10 protein-coding genes are annotated in these 11,459 nt (G+C 31.8%); 5 read left to right on the top strand and 5 right to left on the bottom strand.

From position 1 onward, the window contains the following. Positions 1–37 precede the first annotated feature (37 nt). Both B0A58_RS01510 and B0A58_RS01505 read right to left on the bottom strand, forming a co-directional pair. The gene (locus tag B0A58_RS01510; protein ID WP_133063053.1) at positions 38–451 is read right to left on the bottom strand and encodes a hypothetical protein; all 414 of its coding nucleotides are present in this window, start codon (positions 449–451) and stop codon (positions 38–40) included. A gap of 180 nt (positions 452–631) precedes the next feature. Further along, on the bottom strand, positions 632–1,408 hold the full coding sequence (locus tag B0A58_RS01505) for a hypothetical protein (RefSeq protein ID WP_089079585.1): 777 nt from the start codon (positions 1,406–1,408) through the stop codon (positions 632–634). A gap of 437 nt (positions 1,409–1,845) precedes the next feature. Here B0A58_RS01505 and B0A58_RS01495 point away from each other — a divergent pair, with 437 nt between their 5' ends. Beyond that, a complete protein-coding gene (locus B0A58_RS01495; RefSeq protein WP_133063052.1) occupies positions 1,846–2,088 on the top strand; it encodes a hypothetical protein in 243 nt (80 codons plus the stop codon). Between the two features lie 62 nt (positions 2,089–2,150). Here B0A58_RS01495 and B0A58_RS01490 read toward each other — a convergent pair whose 3' ends face one another. Continuing rightward, complete coding sequence (locus B0A58_RS01490) at positions 2,151–2,906, bottom strand: prolipoprotein diacylglyceryl transferase (RefSeq protein WP_089079583.1); 756 nt, start codon at positions 2,904–2,906, stop codon at positions 2,151–2,153. Positions 2,907–3,006: 100 nt separating this feature from the next. Between B0A58_RS01490 and B0A58_RS01485 the strand changes: the two genes are divergently transcribed. Then, entirely contained in the window at positions 3,007–4,623 is a 1,617-nt protein-coding gene (locus B0A58_RS01485; RefSeq protein WP_089079582.1) for an ABC-F family ATP-binding cassette domain-containing protein, read from the top strand. A 43-nt stretch (positions 4,624–4,666) separates the two neighbouring features. Here B0A58_RS01485 and B0A58_RS01480 read toward each other — a convergent pair whose 3' ends face one another. After that, positions 4,667–5,437 (bottom strand): O-methyltransferase, encoded by a 771-nt coding sequence (locus tag B0A58_RS01480; protein WP_089079581.1) that lies wholly within the window; start codon positions 5,435–5,437, stop codon positions 4,667–4,669. A 3-nt stretch (positions 5,438–5,440) separates the two neighbouring features. Next, positions 5,441–7,300 (bottom strand): ABC-F family ATP-binding cassette domain-containing protein, encoded by a 1,860-nt coding sequence (locus B0A58_RS01475; RefSeq protein WP_014083816.1) that lies wholly within the window; start codon positions 7,298–7,300, stop codon positions 5,441–5,443. 289 nt (positions 7,301–7,589) lie between these two features. Here B0A58_RS01475 and B0A58_RS01470 point away from each other — a divergent pair, with 289 nt between their 5' ends. The 3 genes from B0A58_RS01470 (at position 7,590) to B0A58_RS01460 (ending at position 11,335) form a co-directional block, all read left to right on the top strand. Next, positions 7,590–8,750, top strand: a complete 1,161-nt coding sequence (locus B0A58_RS01470; RefSeq protein ID WP_089079580.1) for a glycosyltransferase family 2 protein — start codon at positions 7,590–7,592, stop codon at positions 8,748–8,750. A gap of 101 nt (positions 8,751–8,851) precedes the next feature. Beyond that, positions 8,852–10,174, top strand: a complete 1,323-nt coding sequence (locus tag B0A58_RS01465; protein ID WP_089079579.1) for a dihydrolipoamide acetyltransferase family protein — start codon at positions 8,852–8,854, stop codon at positions 10,172–10,174. A gap of 141 nt (positions 10,175–10,315) precedes the next feature. Continuing rightward, positions 10,316–11,335: a YncE family protein gene (locus tag B0A58_RS01460; RefSeq protein ID WP_089079578.1), complete on the top strand. Its 1,020-nt coding sequence runs from the start codon at positions 10,316–10,318 to the stop codon at positions 11,333–11,335. The last annotated feature ends 124 nt before the right edge of the window (positions 11,336–11,459 follow it).

The raw sequence follows: 11,459 nt of genomic DNA, 5'->3' as shown, positions 1-11,459 counted from the left end.
CCTTAACTTAACGACATTGTAAGTTTAATATTTTTTTTCATTTATTTTTGTTTATAAAGTTCAGTTTATAAATGTCAATAATTGAAAAAATAGAAATTGCCAGCAATGTAAAAATAGCAAAATTAAGCATTGAGTCAAGTTTAATTAATTCCATAAAAATGCAAATTAACCAATTAATAAAAAGATTTGCACCAAGTATTGCAGAAAAAATATAAAGAAAATGAGTTTTTATTGGATTTGTCTTTTTTCTTAAGTGGAAAAACAATCTAATTCCCAGTAAAATAATCCCAAGTCCAACAGAAAAAATTATTAGTCTAAAAAAATTCATTAATATTCCTAATCCACGAAACATTGCAGGATTTTCTGTGAAATAGTCATAAAACAGATATAGAGTAATGAAATTAATTACTATTAGACTAATTGCAGAATATTTATACACTTTCTCTTTCATACATTTTTTCTTTAGAATTTCTTTTGCTCGAAACTGACGGCTAACGTTTGCAGCTAAGCGTCTGTTGCGGACAAAGAAAGCGAAAATTGTCGGATTAGCCAAGAATTTACAAGTACAAAACCAATTTTCAAATATTGACCAAAACCGCAATAGTGCTTAACTGCTGTTGTGCGATCGCTTTTATTTTTCAGTTTCTATTTTATAATATTTCTCAAATCCAATTTCTTTCAAATAATAAGGTAAACTTGTTTTTGTTAATGTCGATGAAACTATTTCAAGTTGGTCATTTTCAATTTTTCCAATTGTTGTTCTGTAAACTATTTCTTTTTTTGGAAGTTCTACAAATTCAATTTCTACAACATTTGGAATATCTTTTTCTTTAACGTTTACCGTTTTGTTTTCTGTAATATATCCAAACCTCTTTTCAATTGAAGTTAAATGGTATTCTATTCTTATTGCTGCAAGTTTGTCAATATTAGGAATTTCTGTAAATGAAATTTCAATCGAATTGTTAGAATTCAAAGTCATTGTTTTTTCCACTTCGTCTAACTTTGCATCAATATCGTACATAAATTCAATTTTAATAATTCTATTTTTAAGTTCTGATTTTTTATCAGTTCTAAATTTTAACAAATATCTTTTTGCTGTGTCTTGACTAAAAGAAAATCTTGTATCATTTTCCTTTACTTCGTATTGACTTGAAAAAGTATAAATGTTTTTTTCCTTTTTCCAATTTCCTTTGATCTCTTTCCAAGTAAAGCAACTCACATTTGGTCGACTATAAAAACTAAATGTAAAATCAGAGTTTATGGTTAAATCACAGAATGTTGGTTCATTTGAAAAATAATTTATGGTTTTATTATGATAAGCTTTTGCATCGTTTACATAAACTGCTGTTTTTTCTTGTGAAAAAGAATATTGACCAATTAAAATAAAGAGTAAAAGATATAATTTCATTTTCAGTTTCGTTTCGGTTTTCTGTCGCTCCAAAGTGTCGCACAACTAGTAGATATACGAAAGTTATTGCGTTTTTAACATATTTTTGTTTGGCAAAAACTTAAATATAATCATTTGTTGTTTTATTTTATAATTGTCAAATTTATAAAATTTTTCAAAACAACCTATTATTTTTTTATATATTTTAATTTTTATTTACATTTTTTTCTAATTTTTCTAAAGGACTTTCTATTTTATCCACCACATTGCGGGTTAAATGGGTGTATGATGGTGGTTTTTATACTAGAATACCCTATAAAATGCTGTATATAATTGATATTCAGTACCATTTTCTAACAAATGGGTAGCAAAACTGTGCCGCAAGTTGTGCATGGTGGCTTTTTTTGTTTTGAAAAGGCAAGTGAAAACGAAAAAAAAGAAGTTTAAAAAAATCTTTGGTGAATGGAGGCTGTCCATTGGGGGTTGCCCGCATGAGGGATAGAGCAAGGCACCGTGTGCTCGTGATAGCCCGACGGCAAAAAAAGGAAGCCCCACCTGAAGGGTTTGGTGCGTGGGGGCTTTCTTTTTTTTGGCGGCATGCCCTAATGGTTTTGGTGTTTGTTGTTGTATTGGATTTTGTACTTTTTATCTATTGTTTGGCTTTTGGCTGTAATGAATTACTCTGGAATTCAAATAATTAAATGCTGTTACAGAATCACGATACCTTATCTTTTGTGAAATGGTTATTTGTTTATGAATATTACTATTTGGCACTTAATTTTTTATTTTTATAAAAATATAATAAATAATATATGGTATAGTGTGTGAAAATTATAATACTACACCACTGTATGCTGCTAAATCCAAACCCTAAAACTTCGTGTGGCTTGAGGTATTCTATTACAAATCGATACAAAAAATACAAACTCATCCATAATTTGAATACATTTCCGTGTGGCCATTGGTTGAAACGATAGGTACTAAAAAAGAGTAATAAGAGGAGTAAATAAATAATTTCGTATAATGAAGTGGGGTGTCGCAGTATGCCATCTCCTAAATTTAAACCCATAAAAAAAGTAGTTTTGTTGCCAAATGTGGGTTCTGCGACTCCCATGGAAAAACAGCCTATTCTGCCAATAATGAGGGCCACAATCATGGGAATGACATACAAATCGCCTGAATTTTGTTTTTCGTTAATAATTTTTTTTACCAATTCTACGCCAAATATACCTCCCAAAAAACCTCCTGCCACTGTTTTGTTTTGGTAAAATGTAAGCCATGTTTGCTGGCCAATTGTGGAGGGATTTTCTAACAATGCCACAACTCTGGATCCTATTAGTGCACCTATCATGGCTCCAATGAGTATCCAAAGCCGGTGTTGGTTTGAAATTTGATCGGTAATTTTTCTTTTTTGGTAGTAATATATTCTCATTCCTACAAAAAAAGCAAGAAATTCTAGGACGTTGTGCAAATAAAAGTTTGTTCCTAAAAATGAAAATTGAACGGGGAATTGTATCATAAATAATTTAAAAGTGATTGAACAAAAAAATAAAACAATTTCTAGCAAAACACTAAACTCTTTTAATTACTTTTGCACCAAATATAATAAAAATTATTTCATGTTAACAGTTAATAATTTATCCGTTCAGTTTGGCAAACGCATTTTGTTTGACGAAGTAAACACTGTTTTTACTCACGGCAACGTATATGGTGTAATTGGTGCCAACGGAGCAGGAAAATCTACTTTTTTGAAAATCATTTCGGGCGAAATGGATCCTACGTCTGGCCACGTTCATCTTGAGGTGGGCAAACGAATGTCGGTTTTAAATCAGAACCATAATATGTTTGACGAACACACTGTTTTGGAAACCGTGATTATGGGTAACAAAATTTTGTATGCTGTAAAGAAAGAAATGGATGCCCTATATTTGGATTATACAGATGAAAATGCTGACAGAATAGGCGAGCTTCAGGTACAATTTGAAGAGATGAATGGTTGGAATGCAGATTCTGATGCAGCGTCTTTATTGTCAAATTTGGGTATTTCAGAGGATAATCATTATACTTTAATGTCTGATTTGGAGGGAAAACTGAAAGTAAGGGTGTTGCTTGCCCAAGCTCTTTTTGGAAATCCTGATTTGCTTATAATGGATGAGCCAACTAACGATTTGGATTTTGAAACAATTGCATGGCTCGAAAATTTCTTGGCAAATTATGAAAATACAGTAATTGTTGTGTCTCATGACAGGCACTTTTTAGACGCTGTTTGCACCCATATTTCTGATATTGATTTTGGAAAAATCAATCATTATTCTGGAAATTATACATTTTGGTACGAATCGAGTCAGTTAGCCGCAAAACAACGAGCCCAACAAAATAAAAAGGCAGAAGAAAAGAAACAAGAATTAGAAGAATTTATTCGACGATTTTCTGCCAATGTAGCCAAATCCAAGCAAGCTACATCTCGTAAAAAAATGATTTCAAAATTAAATATTTCTGAAATTAAGCCTTCAAGTAGAAGGTATCCAGCCATTATTTTTGATCAAGAGCGTGAAGCTGGTGATCAAATTTTGAATGTTCAAAATTTAAGTGCTTCGGTAGATGGAGATGTTTTGTTTACAAACGTGGATTTGAACATGGCCAAAGGCGATAAAATTGTACTTTTTTCTAAAGATTCTAGGGCTACAACCGCTTTTTACGACATATTAAATGGCAAAATTCAAGCAGCAGCTGGTCAATTTGATTGGGGAATTACTACAAACCAAGCTTATTTGCCAGTGGATAATCACGATTTTTTTGAAAGCGATTACAATCTTGTCGATTGGTTAAGACAATGGGTAAAAACGGAAGAAGAACGGGATGAGGTGTATATTAGAGGGTTTTTGGGTAAAATGATTTTTTCTGGCGAAGAAGCGCTCAAAACGTGTAGGGTATTGTCTGGAGGCGAAAAAGTGCGTTGCATGTTATCGAGAATGATGATGCAACGGGCCAATGTATTGATGATAGATGAGCCAACAAACCACCTTGATTTAGAGTCGATTACGGCGTTTAACAATTCTTTGAAGAACTATAAAGGCTCGGTTATTTTTACAACACATGACCACGAGTTTTCGCAAACGGTTGGGAATCGTATTATTGAATTAACTCCAAAGGGTGCCATTGATCGATACATGACTTTTGATGATTATTTGGACGATGCTAAAATTCAAGAACTCAGACAAAAAATGTATTCTTAATAGGATAAAAAAAGCGTAAAACAAATAGTTATTACGCTTTTTTTTATACTCTAATAATAAAATGCTCTTTGGCCTGCTCTTTTCTAAAAAAAACGATGCCCCATTGGAATGTATCTATTGTAACTTGTACTTCGGGGTGTTTTTGTATCGATTTCCATGCTTCTGTCATGTCTTTGCTCCAATAAATATCGTCAAAAATCCAAACAGAATCATTGGATTTATAGGGCAATAACAAGTCGACATATTTTAAGGTAGCGTCTTTGGAATGGTTGCCATCAAAATAAATAAAATCATATTTTTTTGTATTATTTTGTTCTAAAAATGCTGCAAATTCTTGCTGAATAGCCTCAACATGGGGTTTGTCTTTTTGAAAAAAATAGTTGCAAAAGTGCTTGTATGTAGCTTCGCAACCTTCTACAGTTGTGATTTTATGGCAATTATTTTCTGACAATGCCAAGGTCGAAAGCCCTAAAGAGCTTCCAAGTTCTAATATATTTTTTGGTTTGAAATATTGTACCATCCGCCACAATAGTTGGGCTCTTTTATTTGAAATCCCTGCATTTTCTGCCATTTGTCGGACACTTCTTTTATTGTCTTTAAAAATTTTGGAGCCTGCACCAAAATCGATAATTTCTATAATGTTATTATTTTTATATAACTGTTGTCTATAATTATTGAATATTTTATAAAAAGGATACTTTTTTTTATCATAAAAACATTGGGTAACCAAATTAAAAACAAAAGGCGAATGTACGGCATGTTCGTTTTTTGATTGCCATAAAAAATGGATGTAAGATAAAAAAAAATTACGCATAATTTATTCCATTTTGCTTGATAATTCTAGCCATCTTTCTTCTTTCACTTCAATTTTTTCAATTATTACTTGAAGTTCTTTGGCTTTTTGTGCAATTTCCGTTTCTTTTATTTGATTGTCTGAAAAAAGTTGTTCGATTTTGGCTTTTTCTATTTCCAAATCTTTCAAATCTCTTTCAATTTTTTGAAACTCTTTTTGTTCATTAAAAGTTAAATTGCCTTTTGGATTATTTTGTTTCCATTCTTTCTTTTCGGTTTTGTTTTCTTCTTTTAAAACTACATCAGCACTGTCTTCATAAGCCCTAAAATCAGAATAATTACCTGGAAAATCCTCTACTTCTCCTTGTCCTCTAAATACAAATAAATGATCGACAATTTTATCCATAAAATACCTATCGTGAGATACTACCAACAAACAACCTGGATAATCCAATAAAAAACTTTCTAATACGTTGAGAGTTACAATATCTAAATCGTTTGTTGGTTCATCTAGTATTAAAAAATTTGGATTTTGAATTAAAACTGTACATAAATACAAACGTTTTAATTCTCCACCGCTTAATTTTTCTACAAAATCATATTGCTTTTTTCTGTCAAATAAAAATCGTTCTAATAATTGACCAGCCGATATCATCCTGCCTTTGGCAAGCGGTATGTATTCGCCATATTCTTTGATAATGTCTATCACTTTTTGACCAGGCTTTGGATTGATGCCACTTTGTGTATAATATCCTATTTTTATGGTATCGCCCACTACCACTTTGCCCGCATCTAGGGGTAATGTTCCTGTAAGTAAGTTTAAGAAAGTAGATTTTCCTGTTCCGTTTTTTCCTATAATTCCTATTCGTTCACCACGTTGAAAATCATAACTAAAATTGTTTAAAATAATCAAATCTTTAAATTGTTTGGATATTTTGTGCAATTCAATAATTTTGCTACCCATCCTTTCCATGTTGATTTCCAGTTCCACTTGGTTGTCTCTTCTTCTGCTTTGGGCCTTTTCTTTAATTATATAAAAATCATCTTGTCTGGATTTCGATTTTGTAGTTCTTGCTTTGGGTTGCCGCCTCATCCATTCAAGTTCTTTTACAAATAAATTTTGAGCCTTATCTACACTGGCATTTTCAGAGGCAATTCGTTCTTCTTTTTTCTCTAAATAATAGGAATAATTACCTTTGTATTGATACAGTTTGCCGTTGTCCAATTCGATGATTTCGTTGCATACACGCTCTAAAAAAAAGCGGTCGTGCGTAACCATAAATAAGGTTATGTTTTCTTTTGCAAAATAGCTTTCTAGCCATTCTATCATTTCTAAATCTAAATGATTGGTTGGTTCGTCAAGAATCAATAAATCGGGTCTATTAATTAGAATGATAGCTAAAGATAGCCTTTTTTTCTGACCTCCAGATAAATTTTTTACTTTAAGCTTGAAGTTTTCTAGTTTAAGCTTAAATAAAATCTGTTTGTATTGAGTTTCAAAATCCCAAGCATTCAATTGGTCCATTCGGTCAAATGCTTTTTGATAGGCTTCAGCATCTTCGGGGGTTTCTAGGGCTTTTTCATAAGCTTCTATTACTTTGAGTGTTTCATTATCAGACGCAAATATACTTTCTTCTATAGTTAATTCTTCTTGAAGATTATAATCTTGTGAGAGAAAAGCCATTTTGATATCTTTTCTAACTACTACTTGCCCAGAATCGGGTTCGTCTTCGCCATTAATAATTTTCATAATACAGGTTTTTCCTGAACCATTTTTGGCTATAAATGCGATTTTTTGGTCTTTATTGATGCCAAACGAAATATTTTCGAATAAAGTTCGTTCGCCAAATGATTTTGAAATGTTTTCTACTGAAAGATAATTCACGATATAATTATTTTTGATGCAAAAATAGACTTTTGTTTGCCTATTTGACGTATTTATGCCATCAAATTTAAAAAAAATCAAATGGCACACATTATTTTTTATAAATACTCAACTTATGTTGTTTAGTTTAACCTTCTTATTTTAAAATTCAATAAATTTTGAACTCCTGTTAATGATTTTGAATTTCCAAAACTAAAATATTAGATTTTCCATTTTTTATTATTAAATGTACAGCTCGTTTTTAGAATATTTATTGCATTTTTGCGTTATAAAATGGAATTTTAATATAATGAAAATATCTGTCGTCATTCTTAACTATAATGTTAGCTTTTTTTTGCAACAATGTATATTAAGTGTAAAAAAAGCATTGCAAAATATAGATTCTGAAATCATTGTGGTCGATAATCACTCTCAAGATGATAGTTGTTTGATGGTCAAATCTCGATTTCCTGATGTGATTTTAATTGAAAACACTACTAATTATGGTTTTCCAAAAGGAAATAATATGGGGGTAGCCCTTGCAAAAGGAGACTATATTTGTATTTTGAACCCAGATACTGTGGTTGCCGAAGACACTTTTGAGAAAATATATCATTTTGCTAATTCTAAAGCAAATTTGGGTATTGTAGGATGTAAACTTTTAGATGGTACTGGGCATTTTTTGCCCGAAAGTAAACGAGAAGTTCCTACACCATGGGTGGCTTTTACAAAAATGGCGGGACTTTATAAAATATTTCCTCATATACAATGGTTTAATCAATATTATGCTGGTCATTTGAAGGACAATCAAACAGGAAAAGTGTCGATTTTAGTAGGTGCATTCTTGTTTATGAAAAAAGAATTATATGAAAAAGTAGCAGGATTTGATGAACAATGTTTTATGTATGCAGATGATATAGACTTGAGTTACAGGGTTTTATTAGAACAAAAAGACAATTACTATTTTCATGATACCGCTATTATACATTACAAAGGTGAAAGTACAATAAAAGACATGACGTATATGAAAAGATTTCAAGAGGCTATGCTTTTTTTTTACAAAAAACATTTTAAGGTAAATTATATATTTAATATTTTTACTACTTTTGCAATATCTTTTTTTGCAATATATAAAACGTATTTCTATCAAAAAAAACCATTAAGTAAGGCAAATCATTTTATAATAGTAAGCCAAAATAGGGCATTAATAGAAAAAATGTCTCAGAAATATCAAAAAAAATTTCAAATTACTTCTTTTGAAAATATTAATAATGTAATTTCGCAGTTAAAGGATGCAGAGGCCGTTTTTGAAATAGTGTTTGATGCCCATTCGATTGATTTTAAAAGTATTATTGATTTTATGAACACACCAAAAAGCAACAAAGTGTTTTATAAAATAATACCACCACAAAGTCCTTTTGCAATTGGTTCCAATTCCAGTTCGGATAGGGGAGAAGTAATCCAATTTTGAAACAAAATAAATTTAAAAAAATTAGCAAATTAATTATTTTAGGTAATAAATTTTATTAATTTTGTAAAATAAAAATAGATACCACCTTATAAGTTATCAATATGGCAAAATTTGAATTGAAACTTCCAAAAATGGGAGAAAGTGTTGCAGAGGCAACCATTACAAATTGGTTAAAACAAATTGGCGATACCATTGAAGCTGATGAAGCCGTACTCGAAATTGCCACAGACAAAGTGGATAGCGAAGTGCCAAGCGAAGTTTCGGGTATATTAATAGAACAATTATTTCAAAAGGACGATTTGGTACAAGTGGGACAAACCATTGCTATTATTGAGGTTCCGGGAGATGAAGTAGCAGATTCCGATATTGTAAAGCCAGAAATTGTTGCCACACTCGAAAAAAACATTGAAACTGTAATTGAGCAAAAATCAGTATTTACAAGCCCCGTTGTATCAGATAAATTTTATTCGCCTTTGGTCAAAAATATTGCCAAACAAGAAAATGTTAGTTTAGCAGCATTAGATCTTATAGTAGGTTCTGGCAAAGATGGTCGGGTTACAAAAGAAGATATTTTGACTTATGTTGCCCAACGAGGCAGTAATAATCAAAATATTGAAAATGAAGCTGTTATACATAATGTTGTTTCAAAACCTATACAACAACCTATACAAAATGATGCCATTCAACCAGCTGTTGTTCCTCCTTCAGTAAACGGAGGAGACGAAATTGTTGAAATGGATCGCATGCGAAAGTTAATTTCGGGTTATATGGTTGCCTCTGTGCAAACTTCTGCACATGTTCAATCATTCATAGAAGTAGATGTTACTAATATTGTAAAATGGCGAGACAAAAACAAAGCCAGTTTTGAAAAAAGAGAAGGCGAAAAACTTACTTTTACGCCAATTTTTATGGAAGCTGTAGCCAAAGCTTTGAAAGATTTTCCTGGTATGAATATATCTGTGGAAGGAACATTTATTATCAAAAAGAAAAACATCAATTTGGGCATGGCAGCAGCATTGCCTAATGGCAATTTGATTGTTCCTGTTATTAAAAATGCCGATCAATTGAATTTAGTAGGTATGGCTAAAGCGGTTAACGATTTGGGTAATCGTGCCAAAATGGGCAAACTGAAACCAGATGATACCCAAGGCGGCACCTATACAGTTACAAATGTTGGTACCTTTGGCAGCGTTTTTGGCACTCCAATTATCAATCAACCACAAGTGGGCATTTTGGCTTTAGGTGCCATTAGAAAAGTGCCTGCGGTAATAGAAACTCCAGAGGGCGATTTTATAGGCATTCGTCAAAAAATGTTCCTATCCCACAGCTACGATCACCGTGTTGTAGATGGTGCTTTAGGTGGTAGTTTTGTAAAAAGAGTTGCAGATTATTTAGAAGCTTTTGACATCAACAGAACGGTTTAAAACATATTTGATTATATTAAAAAAAACACTCTTAAAAAAGAGTGTTTTTTTTTTGTAAATCCAAGCTTTTGTTAGATATCTAACAATTTTTTATAATATTGAAACCTATTTTTGCTTCATAATTATTTTAATTTAACAATCATGACTAGTAGAAATTTAGTTTTAGTATTTAATAGTATTGTATTTACATTATTATTGATGGGATGTAACAAGGATAGCGACCCAGTAGCCGAAAAAGTGTACGAAGAAAAAGTAGTTGTTGCAAACAGAGGCAATGGAACAATTAGTTTAATTGATGCCAATACAAATGCTGTGTCTAGTACAATCGCTATAGCAGGTTCCGAGCCTATGTATGCAGTTTATGTGCCTACGAAAGATAAAATATATGTAGGTGATAGATTAGGAAAAAAAGTGCATATAGTAAATCCACAGTCAAAAGCGGTTGAAGGTTTTGTAAATGTGGGTAATGGTGTTTTTCACATGTGGGCCGATGGATTAGGCAAACAACTTTGGGTTAATAATGATGTGGATAACACTATTTCTGTTATCGATTTGGCAACACACACCGTTGTACAAACGATAAATGTAGGGGCAAAACCACATGATGTGTTTTTGACAAAAGACGGAACAAAAGCTTATGTTTCTATTATTACATCTAGTACAACAAATGACAAAGTTTATCTGTACAATAGTTCTAATTACACCAAAACAGCCGAAGTTAATGTTGGTAAAGATCCTCATTTATTCCACCTGCAAGGGTCAAACAAATTATTTGTACCCTGCCAATCAGGCCAGATATATACTTTGAACGGTACAGATTTGACTGTAATTTCAAATTCAAATTTTGTAGGAGCACACGGTATTTTTGCAACTAATGATCAGAATTATATTTTTGCTACAAACATTGCTGCTGGGCAATTGTATGGACTAAATGCTTCTAATTCAAGTCAAATTGGAGCTGCAACTACCACACCAACAGGAACTCCACACAATATTACGATTAATGAATCGGGAACAAAATTATTTATCTCACATTCTGGTGCTGCCGCAACTGCCGTTACAATTTACAATTTAAATGCAGGTGCCGCTACTTATAGCAGCACAACTACCGCAGGAACCAATCCGTTTGGCATCACATATTACAAACGTGAAGTTAAATAAAAAATGAAAATAATACCAAATATATTTATAAAATAGTCCAAAGATGCGTAGTTATTTTTTAGAAAAAATTTTCAAAAAAAATCGTTGCATAGCTGAGCTACGGAACTATTTTTTTTTGAATAAT

The organism is Flavobacterium branchiophilum NBRC 15030 = ATCC 35035 (assembly GCF_002217205.1).
GTDB classification, from domain to species: Bacteria; Bacteroidota; Bacteroidia; order Flavobacteriales; family Flavobacteriaceae; genus Flavobacterium; species Flavobacterium branchiophilum.
This window is presented reverse-complemented; position numbering and strand designations above follow the sequence as displayed.

Coding starts and splice junctions, on each gene's coding strand:
- B0A58_RS01510 (WP_133063053.1), bottom strand. CDS start 451: ATGAAAGAGAAAGTGTATAAATATTCTGCAATTAGTCTAATAGTAATT.
- B0A58_RS01505 (WP_089079585.1), bottom strand. CDS start 1,408: ATGAAATTATATCTTTTACTCTTTATTTTAATTGGTCAATATTCTTTT.
- B0A58_RS01490 (WP_089079583.1), bottom strand. CDS start 2,906: ATGATACAATTCCCCGTTCAATTTTCATTTTTAGGAACAAACTTTTAT.
- B0A58_RS01485 (WP_089079582.1), top strand. CDS start 3,007: ATGTTAACAGTTAATAATTTATCCGTTCAGTTTGGCAAACGCATTTTG.
- B0A58_RS01480 (WP_089079581.1), bottom strand. CDS start 5,437: ATGCGTAATTTTTTTTTATCTTACATCCATTTTTTATGGCAATCAAAA.
- B0A58_RS01470 (WP_089079580.1), top strand. CDS start 7,590: ATGAAAATATCTGTCGTCATTCTTAACTATAATGTTAGCTTTTTTTTG.
- B0A58_RS01465 (WP_089079579.1), top strand. CDS start 8,852: ATGGCAAAATTTGAATTGAAACTTCCAAAAATGGGAGAAAGTGTTGCA.
- B0A58_RS01460 (WP_089079578.1), top strand. CDS start 10,316: ATGACTAGTAGAAATTTAGTTTTAGTATTTAATAGTATTGTATTTACA.